The sequence below is a fragment of the Stenotrophomonas sp. 28608_Sma genome (genome assembly GCF_056486185.1).
Window position 1 is genome coordinate 1,566,528 of sequence record NZ_CM151308.1, and the last position, 17,489, is coordinate 1,584,016.

18 protein-coding genes are annotated in these 17,489 nt (G+C 66.6%); 9 read left to right on the top strand and 9 right to left on the bottom strand.

Going from position 1 to position 17,489, the window contains the following annotated elements; translation table 11 throughout:
* Positions 1 to 81: 81 nt before the first annotated feature.
* The 7 genes from ACZLHH_RS07115 to ACZLHH_RS07145 all read right to left on the bottom strand — a co-directional run bounded on the left by ACZLHH_RS07115 (position 82) and on the right by ACZLHH_RS07145 (position 6,009).
* Positions 82 to 1,104 (bottom strand): magnesium and cobalt transport protein CorA, encoded by a 1,023-nt coding sequence (locus ACZLHH_RS07115; protein ID WP_180844490.1) that lies wholly within the window; start codon positions 1,102 to 1,104, stop codon positions 82 to 84.
* Between the two features lie 6 nt (positions 1,105 to 1,110).
* Positions 1,111 to 2,361 carry a lipoprotein N-acyltransferase Lnb domain-containing protein gene (locus ACZLHH_RS07120; protein ID WP_180844489.1) on the bottom strand — a complete coding sequence of 417 codons (1,251 nt, stop codon included), beginning with the start codon at positions 2,359 to 2,361 and terminating at the stop codon, positions 1,111 to 1,113.
* Positions 2,358 to 3,239 (bottom strand): HlyC/CorC family transporter, encoded by an 882-nt coding sequence (locus ACZLHH_RS07125; RefSeq protein WP_005408827.1) that lies wholly within the window; start codon positions 3,237 to 3,239, stop codon positions 2,358 to 2,360. The genes ACZLHH_RS07120 and ACZLHH_RS07125 overlap by 4 nt, the downstream gene beginning before the upstream one ends.
* A 64-nt stretch (positions 3,240 to 3,303) precedes the next feature.
* Complete coding sequence (locus ACZLHH_RS07130; protein ID WP_180844488.1) at positions 3,304 to 3,891, bottom strand: hypothetical protein; 588 nt, start codon at positions 3,889 to 3,891, stop codon at positions 3,304 to 3,306.
* Positions 3,891 to 4,478 carry a hypothetical protein gene (locus tag ACZLHH_RS07135; RefSeq protein ID WP_258014067.1) on the bottom strand — a complete coding sequence of 196 codons (588 nt, stop codon included), beginning with the start codon at positions 4,476 to 4,478 and terminating at the stop codon, positions 3,891 to 3,893. Before ACZLHH_RS07135 ends, ACZLHH_RS07130 begins: the two co-directional genes overlap by 1 nt.
* 62 nt (positions 4,479 to 4,540) lie before the next feature.
* Positions 4,541 to 5,026 (bottom strand): rRNA maturation RNase YbeY, encoded by a 486-nt coding sequence (ybeY, locus tag ACZLHH_RS07140; RefSeq protein WP_180844486.1) that lies wholly within the window; start codon positions 5,024 to 5,026, stop codon positions 4,541 to 4,543.
* Entirely contained in the window at positions 5,023 to 6,009 is a 987-nt protein-coding gene (locus ACZLHH_RS07145; RefSeq protein ID WP_019337148.1) for a PhoH family protein, read from the bottom strand. The genes ybeY and ACZLHH_RS07145 overlap by 4 nt, the downstream gene beginning before the upstream one ends.
* A gap of 483 nt (positions 6,010 to 6,492) precedes the next feature.
* Here ACZLHH_RS07145 and ACZLHH_RS07150 point away from each other — a divergent pair, with 483 nt between their 5' ends.
* From ACZLHH_RS07150 to ACZLHH_RS07160, 3 genes are read left to right on the top strand one after another with little or no spacing between them, the layout of a single operon-like run.
* On the top strand, positions 6,493 to 7,449 hold the full coding sequence (locus ACZLHH_RS07150; RefSeq protein ID WP_180844485.1) for an HlyD family secretion protein: 957 nt from the start codon (positions 6,493 to 6,495) through the stop codon (positions 7,447 to 7,449).
* A gap of 20 nt (positions 7,450 to 7,469) precedes the next feature.
* On the top strand, positions 7,470 to 8,393 hold the full coding sequence (locus ACZLHH_RS07155; protein WP_049399907.1) for an ABC transporter ATP-binding protein: 924 nt from the start codon (positions 7,470 to 7,472) through the stop codon (positions 8,391 to 8,393).
* Positions 8,390 to 9,502 carry an ABC transporter permease gene (locus ACZLHH_RS07160; RefSeq protein WP_180844484.1) on the top strand — a complete coding sequence of 371 codons (1,113 nt, stop codon included), beginning with the start codon at positions 8,390 to 8,392 and terminating at the stop codon, positions 9,500 to 9,502. The genes ACZLHH_RS07155 and ACZLHH_RS07160 overlap by 4 nt, the downstream gene beginning before the upstream one ends.
* Positions 9,503 to 9,581: 79 nt before the next feature.
* Here the strand turns inward: ACZLHH_RS07160 and miaB are convergent, their stop codons facing one another.
* Positions 9,582 to 11,000, bottom strand: a complete 1,419-nt coding sequence (miaB, locus tag ACZLHH_RS07165) for a tRNA (N6-isopentenyl adenosine(37)-C2)-methylthiotransferase MiaB (RefSeq protein ID WP_180844483.1) — start codon at positions 10,998 to 11,000, stop codon at positions 9,582 to 9,584.
* A gap of 203 nt (positions 11,001 to 11,203) precedes the next feature.
* Positions 11,204 to 11,824 carry a glutathione S-transferase family protein gene (locus tag ACZLHH_RS07170; protein ID WP_012510589.1) on the bottom strand — a complete coding sequence of 207 codons (621 nt, stop codon included), beginning with the start codon at positions 11,822 to 11,824 and terminating at the stop codon, positions 11,204 to 11,206.
* An 80-nt stretch (positions 11,825 to 11,904) separates the two neighbouring features.
* Here ACZLHH_RS07170 and ACZLHH_RS07175 point away from each other — a divergent pair, with 80 nt between their 5' ends.
* The 6 genes from ACZLHH_RS07175 to ACZLHH_RS07200 all read left to right on the top strand — a co-directional run bounded on the left by ACZLHH_RS07175 (position 11,905) and on the right by ACZLHH_RS07200 (position 17,444).
* On the top strand, positions 11,905 to 12,873 hold the full coding sequence (locus ACZLHH_RS07175; protein ID WP_071228398.1) for a helix-turn-helix transcriptional regulator: 969 nt from the start codon (positions 11,905 to 11,907) through the stop codon (positions 12,871 to 12,873).
* A 46-nt stretch (positions 12,874 to 12,919) separates the two neighbouring features.
* Positions 12,920 to 13,852 carry a lytic transglycosylase domain-containing protein gene (locus ACZLHH_RS07180; RefSeq protein ID WP_197573000.1) on the top strand — a complete coding sequence of 311 codons (933 nt, stop codon included), beginning with the start codon at positions 12,920 to 12,922 and terminating at the stop codon, positions 13,850 to 13,852.
* Between the two features lie 200 nt (positions 13,853 to 14,052).
* Complete coding sequence (gene petA, locus ACZLHH_RS07185) at positions 14,053 to 14,673, top strand: ubiquinol-cytochrome c reductase iron-sulfur subunit (RefSeq protein WP_049423262.1); 621 nt, start codon at positions 14,053 to 14,055, stop codon at positions 14,671 to 14,673.
* Positions 14,673 to 15,932, top strand: a complete 1,260-nt coding sequence (locus ACZLHH_RS07190; protein WP_049423260.1) for a cytochrome b — start codon at positions 14,673 to 14,675, stop codon at positions 15,930 to 15,932. Before petA ends, ACZLHH_RS07190 begins: the two co-directional genes overlap by 1 nt.
* Positions 15,925 to 16,674 (top strand): cytochrome c1, encoded by a 750-nt coding sequence (locus ACZLHH_RS07195; RefSeq protein ID WP_049423258.1) that lies wholly within the window; start codon positions 15,925 to 15,927, stop codon positions 16,672 to 16,674. The genes ACZLHH_RS07190 and ACZLHH_RS07195 overlap by 8 nt, the downstream gene beginning before the upstream one ends.
* A 134-nt stretch (positions 16,675 to 16,808) precedes the next feature.
* Complete coding sequence (locus ACZLHH_RS07200) at positions 16,809 to 17,444, top strand: glutathione S-transferase N-terminal domain-containing protein (RefSeq protein ID WP_005408842.1); 636 nt, start codon at positions 16,809 to 16,811, stop codon at positions 17,442 to 17,444.
* Positions 17,445 to 17,489 lie beyond the last annotated feature (45 nt).

Genomic DNA, 17,489 nt, shown 5'->3' on the forward strand with positions numbered 1-17,489 from the left:
ACTACCAGAAGCGGGTCATGCGCCACGACCAACGGTCGTGGCCTACCTGTCCGGTGGGTATCGACCGTTGGTCGATACGCCCTACAACCACTTCGCGCGCTTGAACAACCGGTACAGCCCCACGCAAACACCGCCCACGCCCACGATCATCAGCGGGTACGACCACGGCTCGCTCAGCTCCGGCATGTGGCTGAAGTTCATGCCGTACCAGCTGGTGATCAGCGTCGGCGCCGCCAGCAGCGCGGCCCATGCGCCCAGGCGCTTGACCGTCTCGCCCTGCGCCAGCGTCACCAGCGACAGGTTCACGCTCAGCGCGGTGCCCAGCATCTCGCGCAGCGTGTCGATCACATCGCTGATGCGTACCGCGTGGTCGTGCACGTCGCGGATGTACAGCTTCACTTCGTCGGGGATCAGCTCGCCCTGGTAGCGGCGCAGCTGCGCCAGCACGTCCTGCAGCGGTGCCACCGCCATCCGCATCTTGTTCAGCTCGCGCTTGAGCTCGTACAGCCGCACCACCGTGCTGCGCTTGTAGGTGTCGGCGAAGATGTCCTTCTCCAGCAGCTCCAGGGTGTCGCGGAAGCGGTGCACGATAGGCAGGTAGTTGTCGACCACGAAGTCGGTCACCGCGTACAGGCAGTACGACGGGCCCATCTTCAGCAGCTGCGGCTCGCGTTCCACCCGCGCACGCACCGGGGCATAGGACAGCGACGCGCCATGGCGTACCGTCACCAGGAAGCGCGGGCCGAGGAAGGCATGGGTTTCGCCGTACTGGATGCGCTCGTCGACCATCTGCGCGGTGGTCACCACCACGAACATCGAATTGCCGTAGGTCTCGACCTTGGGCCGCTGGTGCGCGTTGCGCGCATCCTCGATGGCCAGATCGTGCAGGCAGAACTCTTCCTGCAGTTTCAACAGCACATCTTCATTGGGGTCGTACAGGCCGACCCAGACGAAGCCGTTGCCACTGGCAATGACATCGCTGATGGCGTCCAGGGTGATGTCGTGGCGTTTGCCCTCGTCATCGTAGTGGACGCAGTTGATGACGCAGGCGGGGTTGGCCGAGGCGGGCGCGGCAGCAGAGGCGGGCAATGACATGCCCGCCATCGTGCGTCAGGGCTGTGTTTTGGACAAGTGAGGAGTACGCCCCAGCACCCATGCCAGCGCGACGTGGACGGGCAGCAGCAGCACGATCCACTGCACGTTGTACTGTGCCTGCAGGCTCAGCCAGTGCAGTACCAGCGCGGCCACCGCCTGTACCGCCAGCAGCCACAGCACGACCCTGAACATGCGGCCCGGCACGCGACGACGCAGCAGGGCGATTGCACCCGGCAACAGCAGCACGGCCAGCGGCGAAAGCAACAGCAGGTTGCGATTGGCCCACGCGGCGTAGTGGATGCTGAAGCCCCACAGGAACACCAGCACGCCACCAAACAGGGCGCACAGCAGCCAGAACGGCAGGGCCAGCCCGGCCAGCAGGCGCGGGCGGTTGCGCAGCGCCAGCACGCCGCCGGCCACGATCAGCCCGAGCAGCAGCCACGGCCACCAGCGGCGCGCGAATTCCTTCGGCTCCGGATCGATACGATGCGGCAGCAGTTCCTGTTCGGACTGCACCAGCGGACGGCCATCGCTGTTGCGTGCCTGGCGCAGCGCATCGGCCAGGCGCATCGGCACGAAGGCTTCCTGCCAGCGCGACAGCGGCTGGTCGGCGAACGGCCCAAGGCCGACATCGAAGCCCAGCCACATCCACGGTGCCGGCGACGCCAGGCGCACCGATTCACTGCGGTAGGTGTTGCCGCGCGAGCGCCCCGACAGCTGCGACTGCAGGCCGCCGCCCAGTGCCTTGTCCACCGTGTCGCGCACCATCGTGGCGCAGTTGGCGGTGTAGTAATCGTAGTGGTAGCGCGCGTTTTCCGGCTTGGCCCGCTCGGCCAGGTCGGCGGCCAGCGCACGCGCCTGGTCCGGGCGCAGGTCCAGCCACTGCACGCTGGCGCCACGGCCGGTCTCGTCGTAGTACGACAGGTCCTGCTGCAACGGCAGCGCCACCAGGTAATACATCATGTCGCCGCGTGCGAAGCGGCTGATGAAATCGTCCTCGGACGGATCGAAGTAGCCGAAGTTGTACGAGGTTGCCTCGCCGCTGACCGGATCGACCACGACGATGGCGTCGTGGCCGAAGCGTTCGAAGAACACGGTGCCCGGCTGCATGGTCACCACGCCGATGCGCGGGGCAGGGGCTTCAGCGTTGGCCGCGGGTACGGCAGGTGTGGCTGCCACCGGCTGCGCGAAGGCGGCCAGCGGCAGGGCCATGGCCAGCACGCACAGTGCCAGCCACACCATGAGGATCAGGCCGCGGCGCTTCAAGCGTCGTCCTGCGCGTCCGGCGGCAGCACGGTCACGTGGAAGGCCTGTACCCGGCGCGCATCGGCGCGGGCCACGCGGAACATGAAGCGATCCAGCGCCAGCTCGTCACCGACTTCCGGCAGATGGCCCACGGCCTCGGTGACCAGGCCGCCGATGGTGTCGTAGTCCTCGTCGGAGAACGTCGCGCCGAAGCGCTCGTTGAAGTCGCCGATCGGGGTCAGCGCGTCGACCACGTACTGGCCGTCGGACTGGATGGCGATCTGCGCCGAGGGATCTTCAGCCTCGTCATGCTCATCGTCGATCTCGCCGACGATCTGTTCCAGCACGTCCTCGATGGTGACCAGGCCGGCGACACCGCCGTACTCGTCCACCACGATGGCCATGTGGTTGCGCGACAGGCGGAATTCCTTCAGCAGCACGTTGAGCTTCTTCGCTTCCGGGATCAGCACCGCCGGGCGCAGCAGCTCGCGCACGTTGGCCGGGCCGTTGTCGGCAACCACGCCGCGCAGCAGGTCCTTTGCCAACAGGATGCCAAGGATGTCGTCCTTGTTCTCGCCGTGTACCGGGAAGCGCGAATGGCCGGATTCGACCACCTGCTTCATCAGTTCCAGGAAGGGCGCTTCAACCGGCAGCGAGACCATCTGCGAGCGCGAAATCATCACGTCGCCCACGGTCAGCTCGGCCACCGAAATGGCGCCTTCCATCATCTTCAGGGTATCGGCGGCGATCAGACCTTCTTCCTGCGCGGTGTGCAGGACAGCGACCAGCTCGTCGCGGGTATGGGGTTCGCCGGAGAAGGCGGAGGTCAGGCGTTCAAGCCAGCCGCGCTTCTTTTCACTGTGCTCCGCAGGGGAGCTACTACTGTCGTCTTCTGACATCTCTGGAAAAAAGGCACCCGGCAGGCCGGGCGTTGACCCAAGTCTAGCAGGATGTGACGGCCTGTCAGTGACTGCCGGTGGCCGGGGTTGGGGCGGCCGGGGCCGGCTCCTCCTCGGGCAGGTCCAGGCTGTAGGTGCAGCCTGCCAGGGTCTTGCCGGGGTGGGAGGCCACGGTGGAGACGCTGAGGATGATCGACTCGATCTGGGCCTCGCCGGTCTTCGGGTCGGTCACGTCGCGGCTGACCAGTTCGCGGCCGGCCATGAACTTGCCGTCCTGGTCGTAGCCGGTCTCCAATTCCAGCCGTTTGGCCAGCGGGCGTGGGTCGGCCTGGTCGAGCACCGCCATGATGCTGGCGCCGGCCACCGCCACCCGCTCGGTCTGTTGGCCGAAGACGGTGATCGGGCTGGCCAGCCGGAACTCGCTCATGAACTGGTTGCCCTGCGGCAGCGGTTGCAGGCCCTGGGCCACGGCCTTCAGCGGATCGGCCAGCAGCGGCGCCAGCGCGGCCTGCTCGGCCACGCCCTGGCGGCATTCGATCAGGGCCGGCAGGTCCAGGCGGGTGGCGAAGGCGGCGGGAGCGGCGAGGGCACAGAGCAGGGGCAGGCAGCAGCGCAGTGACACGGTCGGTTTCCGCAGGCGAAGGGCCGCCATCATAGCCCCGGCGAGCGCCGGAACAGCCCGGTGAGAAGGCGCAGGAAACCGGTCATCGCCCGCCGCACGACCATCAGTGAGAGGGTCAGCACGACCGCAAGCATGGCGACCTGCATCGATTGCCCCGCGATGCGCGCCACCGCCGGCCACAGGCCCGGGCTGGTCAGCCAAGGCATCAGTTCCGCTGCGGCGCTCCTGCCCACTTTCATGTAGATCACAGCCAGCACGAACAGCACCAGCAGCGAGGTGCGGCTGGCGTGGAAGAACGGGAGTGAGTTCACGGGGCGGCCCAGGCGGCGGTGCACGATCATCCGCCACAGGAGCGGAAGGGTCAGTGCACCCACCAGCGTCAGCACCATCGACGTTTCAAGCAGACCGGGGAGATGGGCCGGTTCCAACCGTCCGCTGAGGTGCGGGCCGATCATGCCGATCGCCAGCCCGGCCAGCAGGCACACGGGCGAGAGCAGGGCCAGGCTGCGCAGCAGCCAGTGCCTGCCGCTGGGTTCGTGGGCGCTGATGCGGCGCACGGCATACGCGCCCAGCACCAGCAGCATGGCGAACAAGGTGGCGCCGATCACAAACATCATTGAGCCGTTTCCCGAGGTCATCCTTGTTCCTCTCGTGTTCCTGGCGACGGGCGGTGGCCCGCTCAGCGCTCGCCCGCGTATGGATCGTCGATGCCCAGCTCGGCCAGGATTTCCCGCTCCAGCTGCTCCATCGCCTCGGCTTCCTTCTCGTCCTCGTGGTCCCAGCCGAGCAGGTGCAGCACGCCGTGCACGGTCAGATGCGCGTAATGGGCATTGAGCGCCTTGCTCTGTTCGTCGGCCTCCCGTGCCACGACCGGAGCACAGATCACCAGGTCACCCAGCAGCGGGAATTTGACGCCCTTGGGCAGGCCTTCGGGCACTTCGGCCGGGAAGCTGAGCACGTTGGTGGCGTAGTCCTTGCCGCGGTAATGGCGGTTCAGCGACTGTCCTTCCTTGGCATCGACCACGCGGATGGCCAGATCGGCCTCGCGGATGCGGCCCTTCAACGCGGCGGCCACCCACTTGCGGAAGCTCACTGCCGCCGGCAGGCCGGCGCGTGGCAGGGCATAGCTGACGGCGACGTCCAATCGCACGGGACCACGGGTCATGGAGTTGCTCCAGGTTGGATCTGATGCAGGTCGCGGCGGTCGTACGCGCTCACGATGCGCGCGACCAGCGGGTGGCGGACCACGTCACGGGATTCGAAGAAGGTGAAGCTGACGCCCTCGACCTCACGCAGCACGTCGATGGCGTCGCGCAGGCCGGACTTCACGTGCTTGGGCAGGTCGGTCTGGGTCAGGTCACCGGTGACCACCGCAGTGGAACCGTAGCCCAGGCGGGTCAGGAACATCTTCATCTGCTCGATGGTGGTGTTCTGTGCTTCGTCCAGGATCACGAACGCATCGTTGAGCGTGCGGCCGCGCATGTAGGCCAGCGGCGCGATCTCGATGACGTTCTTCTCCAGCAGCTTGACCACCTTTTCCACGCCCATCATCTCGTACAGGGCGTCGTACAGCGGTCGCAGGTAGGGATCGACCTTCTGGCTCAGGTCGCCGGGCAGGAAGCCCAGCTTCTCGCCGGCCTCCACCGCCGGGCGCACCAGGATCAGGCGCTGCACCCGCGATTCATTCAGGGCCTCGACCGCGCTGGCCACGGCCAGGAAAGTCTTGCCGGTGCCGGCCGGGCCGATGCCGAAGTTGATGTCGTGGGTGGCGATCTGGTGCAGGTAACGTCCCTGGTTGGCGCCGCGGCCGCGCACCGTGCCGCGCTTGACCTTGATCGCAACCTCCTGCGCTTCGTAGGAACGCTCGGCGATCTGCTCGACATTGGCCTGCGCCAGGCGCAGGTGGATGGCGTGGTTGTCGAAGGTCGTTTCGCCGGCTTCGGCGTACAGCGCTTCAACCAGCTTCTGCGCCTCGACGATGGCTTCGTTGGGGCCGCTGATGCGGAACACGAAGCCACGATTTGCGATCTCCACGCCGAGCTTCAGCTCGATCTGGCGCAGGTGCCCGTCGAAGGGGCCGCACAGGTTGGCCAGTCGCTCGTTGTCTTCCGGCGACAGGGTGAAGTCTCGATGATCGATGCTTTTCATTGCTTGGGGTGGGGCGGACGCCTTCCACCGCAGTGTATTCAGGGAGGACAAGGGTAGCGCGCGTGCGGGGCACACGGCCAGCAGACGGTCGATACAGCGTTTTCCACACCCGGTGTGGACGGGGCACGCGGAAACCTGTGGATAGACCTTCGCACTGCTTGTGCCACAAGGCCCATGAGGTCCTGGTGAAAAAAGCGTCATGGTCGCCGGTCGCTACGGCAGCACTGCCACGGGTGGCCTGCGCGGGGGGCCTTCATCGTGATGGCAGTGCAGGTTTCGTTGCCGGGCGAGCAACGAAACCGGGTCCTGCCGGATTTCCACAACAGTTGTGGAATGATGCCGAATCAACCTGTGGATAGGTGGTGCGGAGCCTTGCAGCAAAAGGCTTGCCCACGCGTGGTGAAAAAACCGTCAGGGCTGATTGGAATCATTGAGGGTGCACGGGGCACATGGCACCGTGTCGCCGTCGCAGGAGGGGATGGCATGGGCATCGGCAACGGGATGCGTGGAATCGGACTGGCGGGCATGGGCCTGCTGGTGGGGTGTGGGCAGTCAACGCCGACTGCGCTGGGCACGCTGGAATGGGACCGGATCACGGTGCCGGCACCGGCGGCCGAAGTGATCGCCACGGTGGAGGTGCGCGAGGGCCAGCAGGTCAAGGCCGGGACCGTGCTGATGCAGCTGGACCCGGCGCGGGGAGACGCGCAGTTCGCCGCAGCGCAGGCTGATACGGCGCGTGCGCAGGCGCAGCTGGAAGAACTGCAGATCGGCCCACGCCAGGAGCAGATCGCTCAGGCTCAGGCACAACTGGCCGCGTTGCGCGCACAGGCTGCCGAAGCAAGTGCCTATTACCGACGGGTCCAGCCCTTGGCACAGCAGCGCTTGATTGCCGCCGCTGAACTGGATCGAGCACGCGCCGCCGCCGGCAATGCCGAAGCCAGCGTGCGTGCTGCCGAGCAGGCCTGGCTGGAGCGGGTGCACGGCAGCCGTGTGCAGGATATCGCCCAGGGCCAGGCGGCCGCCGATGCCGCACGGGCACAGCAGGTGGTACAGAGCGTGAACCTGCAGAAGCTGCAGTTGCGTGCACCGCGCGACGGGGTAGTCGATGCATTGCCCTACCGGCAGGGTGACCAGGCACCGATCGGTGCGCCGCTGGCAGTGATGCTGGTCGGCGAGCGCCCCTATGCGCGCGTCTACCTGCCGCAACCGCTGCGTCTGCAGGTGAAGGTCGGCCAGGCCGCGCAGATACAGCTGGAAGGCGGCAACACCGTGCTGAAGGGGCATGTACGTGCGATCCGTAGCGAACCATCGTTCACGCCGTACTACGCACTGACCGGCGATGACGTCGAACGGTTGAGCTATCTGGCCGAGATTGAAGTGGACGGGAACAGCGACATGCAGAAACTGCCAGCGGGTCTTCCGGTACAGGTGCGCTTCTGAACACCGGTGCGGACATCGCGGTGCATGCGCAGGGCCTGACCCGCCGCTTCGGCGAGCTGCTGGCCGTGGACAACGTCGACCTGACCGTACCGCGCGGACAGGTATACGGTTTTCTGGGCCCGAACGGGTCTGGCAAGTCGACCACCATCCGCATGCTGTGCGGCCTGCTGGAACCCAGCGCAGGGCAGATCGAGGTGCTGGGGTTGGCGGTTCCCGAGCAGGCCGAAGCGCTGCGCCGACGCATCGGCTACATGACCCAGCGCTTCTCGTTGTACGAAGATCTGTCGGTGCGCGAGAACCTGGAGTTCCTCGCCGCCATCCAGGACCTGCCGCGCGCACAGGCCCGGCAGCGTGTCGACGAACTGCTGCAGCAATACCGGCTGCAGGACCGCCAGCCACAACTGGCTGGCACTCTCAGTGGTGGCCAGAAGCAGCGCCTGGCCCTGGCCGGTGCCGTGGTGCATTCGCCTGAACTGCTGTTCCTGGACGAGCCGACCAGTGCGGTCGATCCGGAATCGCGCCGCGATTTCTGGGAAGCCCTGTTCGAGCTGGCCGATGCCGGTACCACGGTGCTGGTGTCGACCCACTACATGGACGAGGCCGAGCGCTGCCATCGCCTGGCAATCCTTGATCGTGGCGCACTGGTGGCCGATGGCACGCCGGCCGAACTGTGTGCACGGCTGGACGGCCGCACGCTGCAGGTCACCTCGACGCAGCCGCGCCAGGCCAGCCGCGCACTGTCTGAGCTGCCCGGCGTGCTGAGCGTGGCGCAGATCGGCACCCAGCTGCGGGTATTGTGCAGCGAGGATGTCGCGGACGCCGCCGCATTGCGGCGCGCGCTGGCCAGCGCCGATCCGCAGGCCCGCATCGAGGCGGTGGCACCGAACCTGGAAGACGTGTTCGTGGCGGCCACCCGCGGCCGTGGCCGGGAGCCGGCGGCATGAACCTGCGCCGCCTGTGGGCGATCATGCTCAAGGAGCTGCGGCAGCTGCGCCGCGACCGCATCACGCTGGCGATGATCGTCGGCATTCCGGTGATGCAGCTGCTGCTGTTCGGCTACGCGATCAATCTCAACCTGCGCCATCTCAACGCCGGTGTCGCCGACCAGGCCAACAGCGCGGCGTCACGCGCGCTGGTGCAGGACATGGTCGCCACCGGCGTGATCACGCCGCGCAGCGAGGCGTACACGCCCGATCAACTGATGCAGGCGCTGCGCCGTGGCGAAATCAGTGTCGGCATCGTGGTGCCGGCCGACTTCGAGCGTCGTCGCTTCGATGGACGCGAGGCGGTACAGGTGCTGGTCGACGGCAGCGACACCGTGGTACAGAGCGCAGCGATCCAGCTGGCACAGGTGCCGCTGGATACGCGCCCGACCAGCAACACGCGGCCGCTGCGCGAAGGCAGCATCGCCAGTGGCCAGGTCAGCGTGACCAGCTTCTACAACCCGCAGCGGCGCTCGGCGGTGAACATCGTGCCGGGCCTGATCGGGGTGATCCTGACCATGACCCTGGTGATGTTCACGGCGGTGGCGGTGGTGCGCGAACGCGAGCGCGGCAACATGGAACTGCTGATCGCTACGCCGGTGTCGCGCAGCGAACTGATGGTGGGCAAGGTGCTGCCCTATGCAGCCATCGGTCTGCTGCAGACCACGCTGGTACTGGTGCTGGGCACCTGGCTGTTCCAGGTGCCGATCCGCGGCAGCCTGCTCGATATCTATCTGGCCGCGGTGCTTCTGGTGCTGGCCAACCTGGCGCTGGGCCTGCTGATCTCAACGCGCGCGCGCTCGCAGTTCCAGGCGATGCAGATGACGTTGTTCCTGTTCCTGCCGTCGATCCTGCTGTCGGGCTTCATGTTCCCGTTCGCCGGCATGCCGCGGCCGGTGCAGTGGCTGGCCGAGGTGTTGCCGCTGACCCACTTCCTGCGACTGGTGCGCGGCATCATGCTGCGTGGCGCCTCGCTGTGGGAGCTGTGGCCGGATGCGCTGGCGCTGCTGGCCTTCATCGTGGTGATGATGACGCTGGCCATCCTGCGTTTCCGCAAGCGGTTGGATTAGGGCATGCCATTCGGTAGTGCCGGCCGCTGGCCGGCATCAACTCCGGTGGGTGCCGACCGTTGGTCGGCACACCCTAACCTTATTCCGCCACCACCCGCGCGCGCAGCGAATTGGTCAGCGCTTCGGTGATCACTACGTCCACGAACTGGCCGATCAATCGTGCCGGCGCCGGGAAGTTCACCGAACGCATGTTTTCGGTCTTGCCGGTCAGTTCGTTCGGGTTCTTCCGCGAAGGACCTTCCACCAGCACCGTCTGCACGGTACCGACCATCTTCTCGGAGATGCCGGCGGCGTGTGCATTGATGCGCTCCTGCAGGCGCGACAGGCGCGCGTGCTTCTCGGCATCGCTGATCGTGTCCTCCAGGTCCGCAGCCGGCGTACCCGGGCGACGCGAATAGATGAAGGAGAAGCTGTGGTCGAAGCCGATGTCCTCGATCAGCTTCATGGTCTTCTCGAAATCGGCATCGGTCTCGCCGGGGAAGCCAACGATGAAGTCCGAGCTGATCGAGATGTCCGGGCGCACCGCGCGCAGCTTGCGGATCTTCGACTTGAACTCCAGTGCGGTGTAGCCACGCTTCATCGCCGACAGCACGCGGTCGCTGCCGGCCTGCACCGGCAGGTGCAGGAAGTTGGCCAGCTGCGGGACGTCGCGGAACGCATCGATCAGCGAATCGCTGAACTCCAGCGGGTGCGAGGTGGTGAAGCGGATGCGGCCGACGCCGTCGATCTCGGCGATGGTGCGGATCAGCAGGCCGAGGTCGGCGAACTCGCCGTCGCCATACGGGCCACGATAGGCGTTGACGTTCTGGCCGAGCAGGTTGATCTCACGCACGCCCTGTGCAGCCAGCTGCGCCACCTCCACCACCACGTCCTCGAACGGGCGGCTGACTTCGGTACCGCGGGTGTAGGGCACCACGCAGAACGAGCAGTACTTGGAACAGCCTTCCATGATCGAGACGAAGGCCGAAGCGCCTTCGGCGCGCGGTTCCGGCAGGCGGTCGAACTTCTCGATCTCGGGGAAGCTGATGTCCACCTGCGGGCGCTTCTGCTCGCGCCGTGCACGGATCAGTTCCGGCAGGCGGTGCAGGGTCTGCGGGCCGAACACCAGGTCGACGAACGGCGCGCGCTTGATGATTGCCTCGCCTTCCTGCGAAGCGACGCAGCCGCCGACGCCGATGATGACCTCGCGGCCCTTGTTCTTCAGGCCCTTCCACACGCCCAGCTGGCTGAACACCTTCTCCTGCGCCTTCTCGCGGATGGAGCAGGTATTGACCAGGATGACGTCGGCGTCGTCCGGGCTGTCGGTCAGTTCCAGCCCATCGCTGGCGGCAAGCACGTCGGCCATCTTGGCCGAGTCGTACTCGTTCATCTGGCAACCGTGGGTCTTGATGTACAGCTTGCCTTTCACCTGGTCGGGCTTGCACGGACCGGCGGGCAGGGCAACGAGCGGGGTACCGCCCGGCGTGGCGGGCGGAAAGACGTCTGGCGTCCCGGTCATGGCGCTTAATCCATTCGGGTGGCGGGAAAGCGGGCAATTCTACCCGCATCCCAGCGCGCGCGCCGGCCCAGTAGAGCCAGGCCATGCCTGGCTGCTTTCCGTCCCGCAGGCACGGCGGGCGGGTCATCCACGCATGGCGTGGATCTACTGGAATTCCGGGTCCGCCCCCCCCGGTAGCGCCCGGCCGCGCCCGTCGGCACGCCTCAGGCCGCTGCCAGCTCCGCATCGATCTGCCGCGAACGGTCGAAAGCGGTCATCGCACTCATCCGTGCAATGTAATCAGCCGTGGCCGGCGCCGGCTGCACCAGGCCGAAGGCGGTGGTCCAGGCCAGCGCATTGCCCCACAGCACGTCGGCGGCGCTCATCGTCTCGCCGAGCAGGTACGGCCCCTGTGCCAGCTGGGCTTCGATCACCTGCAGCACCGTCTCCGCGTCGTTGTAGGGCGACATCAGGCGCGGCGGCGGCTCGCGATGCATCGCCTTGTCGATCATCGCCGGCTCGAAACAGGCGCCGTAGAAGGCCATCCAGCGCAGGTAGGGGCCGCGCAGGGCGTCGCCGATCGGCGGGGCCAGCCCGGCTTCCGGGTACAGGTCGGCCAGGTACAGGTAGATCGCCACCTGTTCGGTCACCAGTGCGCCGTTGTGGACGATGGCCGGCACCTTGCCCATCGGGTTGATGGCCAGGTAGGCCGGAGCCAGATTGGCGCCGGCCTTCAGGTCCAGCACCTGCATGCGGTAGTCGGCACCCAGCGCTTCGAGCAGGGCCACGGCGCCGCTCGAGCGTGAACGGGCGGCGTGGTACAGGGTGATCTGGCGGGATGTCATGGCATTGCTCCTTGCGGTGGGTGGTGAACTGGAGCTCATCCTGGGGCACTATTGCGGACGACTTCTGTCCTCGATCCTTCATGCGCCATACCGCCCATCGACTGTTGCGCCTGATCGCCCTGCTGCAGGCCCGTCGCCAGTGGTCCGGGGCCGAGTTGGCCGAGCGCATGGGCGTGGACCGGCGCAGCATCCGCCGTGACATCGAGCGGCTGCGTGAGCTGGGTTACCCCGTGCAGGCCTCGGCCGGGGTCGGCGGTGGCTACCAGCTCGGCGCCGGCGCACCGGTGCTGCCGATGCTGCTTGACGAGGAGGAGGCGACCACCCTGGCCATCGCCCTGCGCGCCGCCTCGGCGACCGTCGCCGGCATCGACGACACGGCGCGGGGCCTGCTGTCCAAGCTCGACCCGCTGGTGCCGACCCGTCGCCGCCAGCAGGCCGGCGAGGTGCACGCCGCTACCGCCACCCTGTCCGAGCTGCCGGCCACCGATGCGCGCCTGCTCGGACGGCTGGCCCAGCATTGCCGGCAGGCTTCGCGCTTGGCTTTCGAGTACCGCAGCGCGCAGGATGCGGTCACCCAGCGCGAGGTCGAGGCCCAGCACCTGGTCAACTACGGCCGGCGCTGGTACCTGCTGGCCTGGGATCTGGGCCGCCAGGACTGGCGTACCCTGCGCGTGGACCGGATGGGAACGGTGCGGGAATGTGCCGAGCCGGGCATGCACCGGCGCACCCCGGCGCCACCGGACGTGATGGTGCGGCAGGCGGTCAGCCAGGCCCCGTTCGCGCTACAGGCGATCCTCCGCCTGGCCGGCAGCTACGCGGAGCTGGAAGGACGCATCCCGCCCTGGTGCGGCGTGCTGGAAACCGATGGCGCGGACCATTGCCTGCTGCGGATGGGGGCCGAAAGCCGCGGCATGATGCTGGCGCAGATCCTGAGCCTGGACCGGCTGCCGGTGGCGCTGTGGACCACGCCGCCCGGCCTGCGTGACGAACTGGCCCAACGCCTGGCAGGGTTGGGCCAGCTGCTGGCTGTGCCGCCGGTCACAGCCTGAGCCGCATCGCTTGGCAAGTTCCGGCGAAGCTGGGACACTCGCCGCCATGAAGGGGATACTGGGGACAACGGCGATCATCATCGCTGCGCTGGCCGCTGCGCCGGCCAGCGCCGGAACCCTGTACAAGTGCCAGGGCCCTGACGGCGTCACCAGTTATGTGAGCAAGCGGGTGGCCGGTGCGCGCTGCAGCACCATCAGCTACAGCCGTGACACCCGTCCGGCGCCGCGCCCGGTAGTGGCCGCGCCCAGGCCGGCGCCGACCACGGTGGCCAGCATCGAACGCAACCCGGTTGCTGTTGCCGCCAGCGCCGCCGCGCCGGCAACGGTTGCGCCTGCGCCTGCGCCTGCATCCGCGCCCGCAGCTGCTCCGGCACAGCCGGTCGCCTCGCGCGCCGGACGCATGGTCAGCGGCCAGGTCTATTCCTTCATGAAGGACGGCGTGCGCCACTACACCAGTGCGCGCCCGACCCAGGTCGCCAACCTCGGCCCGGTGCGGACCATCCGCTACAGCTTCATGGAGCGCTGCTACGCCTGCGGGGTCAATCCACGCGTTGACTTCGGCACCGTGCGCCTGAACACCACGGCTTTCCAGGGCGAGATCAGCTCGGCCGCGCGCGAGTTCGGCGTGGAAGAGGCCGTGGTGCGCGCGATCATCCATGCCGAGTCGGCCTACAACCCAACCGCGCTCAGCCGCGCGGGTGCGCAGGGCCTGATGCAGCTGATGCCGCCAACCGCTGCCCGCTTCGGGGTCAGTGACTCCTACGACGCCGGGCAGAACATCCGTGGCGGCGTGCAGTATCTTGCATGGCTGCTGAAACGCTTCAATGGCGACCTGACCCTGGCGGCGGCGGGCTACAACGCCGGCGAAGGTGCGGTCGATCGCCACGGCGGCGTGCCGCCCTACAGCGAAACCCAGTACTACGTGCGCCGGGTCGGGCAGCTGGCGGAGCGTTACCGCACCGCATTGACGCACCAGTAGTGTCGGCCGCTGGCCGGCAACCGCTGGGCAATGGCCGGTACCGACCGGCCGCTGGCCGGCAACCCCGCAATCAATGTTGTTGCAATGCGTTGTGTGGCGCGCGACGGTTCAGCTACACTCGACCGTGATTCAATGCGGCTCTGGCCCCCACCGGATCCGCTGGCAGCCTTAAAGCTACCTAATCAATATCGGAGTGCCGGATGGCCAACGATGGGGTACACGATCCAGTCAACACCGGACGTCGGCGTTTTCTTTCTGCCACCACAGCCGTGGTGGGCGCCGTCGGCGTCGGATTCACCGCAGTTCCTTTCATCAAATCCTGGAATCCCAGTGCCCGCGCCAAGCTTGCCGGCGCACCGGTGGTGGCCGACATCAGCGCCCTGCAGGAAGGCCAACGCCTGATCGTGGAATGGCGTGGCCAGCCGATCTGGATCGTCAAACGGTCCAAGGCGATCCTCGATGCGCTGCACGGGCTGGACGGCCGTCTCAAGGACCCCGAGTCCGGCGAGAAGGACCAGCAGCCGGAGTACGTGCTGAAGCAGAACCCCGAGCTGCGCTCGATCAAGCCGGAGATCTCCGTGCTGGTCGGGCTGTGCACGCACCTGGGCTGCTCGCCGGAAATGGTCGCCGAGATCCGGCCCGAGCCCTACGATCCGCAGTGGAAGGGCGGTTACTTCTGCCCGTGCCACAAGTCGCGTTTCGACATGTCCGGCCGCGTCTTCAAGGACGTGCCGGCGCCGATCAACCTGAAGGTGCCCGCGCACCACTACCAGGACGACAACACCATCATCATCGGTGTTGATCCGCAGGGGGCTGCCTGATGGCCAATATCCTCAGCCGTACCGCCAGCGGCGTCGCCGACTGGGTCAATGCCCGCGCGCCGGGCCTGATGCCGGTCTACCGCAAGCACGTCACCGAGTATTACGCGCCGAAGAACTTCAACATCTGGTACTACTTCGGTTCGCTGGCGCTGCTGGTGCTGGTCAACCAGATCGTCACCGGCATCTTCCTGACGATGCACTACAAGACCAACGCCGCCGAGGCGTTCGGCTCCATCGAATACATCATGCGTGATGTGGAGTGGGGCTGGCTGATCCGCTACATGCATTCGACGGGCGCCTCGCTGTTCTTCATCGTGGTCTACCTGCACATGTTCCGCGGCCTGCTGTACGGCAGTTACCAGAAGCCGCGCGAGCTGGTGTGGATCCTCGGCATGCTGATCTACCTGGTGCTGATGGCCGAAGCCTTCATGGGCTACGTGCTGCCATGGGGCCAGATGTCGTTCTGGGGCGCCAAGGTCATCATCTCGCTGTTCGGCGCGATACCGGTGATCGGCAACGGCCTGACCGAGTGGATCATGGGCGACTACCTGCCCAGTGACGCCACGCTCAACCGCTTCTTCGCGCTGCATGTCATCGCTTTGCCGCTGGTGCTGTTGCTGCTGGTGGTGCTGCACCTGGGCGCGCTGCACGAAGTGGGGTCTAACAACCCGGACGGCGTGGAGATCAAGAAGGGGCCGAAGGGCAACCGCTGGTCGCCGAACGCGCCGGCCGACGGCATTCCGTTCCACCCGTACTACACGCTCAAGGATGGCGTCGGCGCCGGCTTCCTGCTGATCATCGCCGCCTTCATCATCTTCTTCGCGCCCGGTTTCGGCGGCCTGTTCCTGGAGCACGACAACTTCACCGAGGCCAACCGCCTGGTGACCCCGGAGCACATCAAGCCGGTCTGGTACTACACGCCGTACTACGCGATGTTGCGCGTGGTACCGAACAAGCTGGGCGGCGTGCTGGTGATGTTCTCGGCCATCGCGATCCTGTTCCTGGTGCCATGGCTGGACAAGGCGCGGGTGAAGTCGGTGCGTTACCGCGGCTGGATCTCGAAGGTGATGCTGGGTGTACTGGCGGTGTGCTTCGTCTGGCTGGGCGTGATCGGCTCCGGCCCGGGTACCGACGTGCACGAGACCTACATCGGGCGGGTGCTGACCTTCCTGTACTTCGCGTTCTTCATCACCATGCCGCTATGGACAAGGTTGGACAGGACCAAGCCGGTACCGGAGAGGGTGACCACGCATGACTGAGCGCTGGATGGTCCGACTGGCCCTGGCGGCCACCTTGATGCTGGGCAGTTTCCTGGCCTCCGCCGCCGAGGGCGGCGCCAAGCTGCTGCAGGCCGGCAACGACCTCGGTGACCGCGCCTCGCTGCAGCGCGGCGCACAGCTGTACATGAACTACTGCTCCGGCTGCCATGCGCTGAAGTACCTGCGCTATTCGCGGATGGCGCAGGACCTGGGGCTGACCGAAGAAGAGGTGATGAACAACCTCAACTTCACCGGCTCGGCGATCGGCGACCCGATCCCGGTGGCGATGCCCAAGGAGAACGCCGAGAAGTGGTTCGGCAAGATGCCGCCGGACCTCAGCCTGATTTCGCGCGTGCGTGGCAGTGACTGGGTCTACACCTATCTCAAGTCGTTCTACCTTGATACCAGCCGGCCGCTGGGCTGGAACAACGCGTTGTTCGCGAACGCCTCCATGCCCAACCCGCTGTGGGAAATGCAGGGCCTGCAGCATGCCGTGCATGGCAAGCCCGAGGCCCCCGGCATGGACCCGCCGGTGACCGGCCTGCGCATCGAAACGCCCGGTTCGGTGGATGCCGGCCAGTACGACCAGGCCGTGCGGGACATCACCAACTTCCTCGAATACGCCGGTGAACCGGCCGCGCTCAAGCGCCAGCAGTTGGGCGTGTGGGTGATCCTGTTCCTGGCCCTGTTGACCTTCCTGCTGTACCTGCTGAAGAAGGAATACTGGAAGGACGTTCACTGAATCTGCCGCCGGCCATTGCACGGGCCTATTGGCTTTTGTGATGGTCGGTTGCACACTCGGGGAGGAGTCGATCGCCGGCACGGTGCCGGCGGCGCCGATGCGGCAGGCGGTCTCCTGTCGTGGGAGAGCCTTTGATGGCGGCGAGCGTACGCATGCGCAATACACTGACGCTGTTTTCCTCGAACGACGATGTACTGTGCCACCGTGTACGCCTGGTGCTGGCGGCGAAAGGGGTCACGTTCGACTTCGTTCCGGTCGATCCGCAGAACCCGCCTGAAGACCTGATCGATCTCAATCCGTACCACTCGGTGCCGACCCTGGTCGAGCGCGAGCTGGTGCTGTACGCGGCGTCGGTGGTCAGCGAATACTTGGACGAGCGCTATCCGCATCCGCCACTGATGCCGGTTGATCCGCTGTCGCGTGCCCGCATCCGGTTGGCCATGCTGCGCATCGAGCACGACTGGGTGCCGCAGGTGCAGGCCATCCAGCTGGGCAACAAGACCCAGGCCGAGGCCGGTCGCAAGCGCCTGAAAGAACTGCTGACGGCCTCGTTGCCACTGTTCAAGGCCAGCAAGTTCTTCCTCAACCCGGAAATGAGCCTGGCCGACTGCGCGATGGCGCCGATCATCTGGCGCCTGCAGTCGCTGGATGTGCCGCTGCCGAAGGACGGCAAGGCGATCGAGGACTACGGCAACCGCATCTTCCGCCATCCCGGTTTCGTCCGCAGCCTGACCGATCAGGAAAAGAAACTGCGCGATCTGCCGGTCTGATCCGGCCCCGCATTACCCGTCTGCACGCCGACCGGCGTGCAGGCG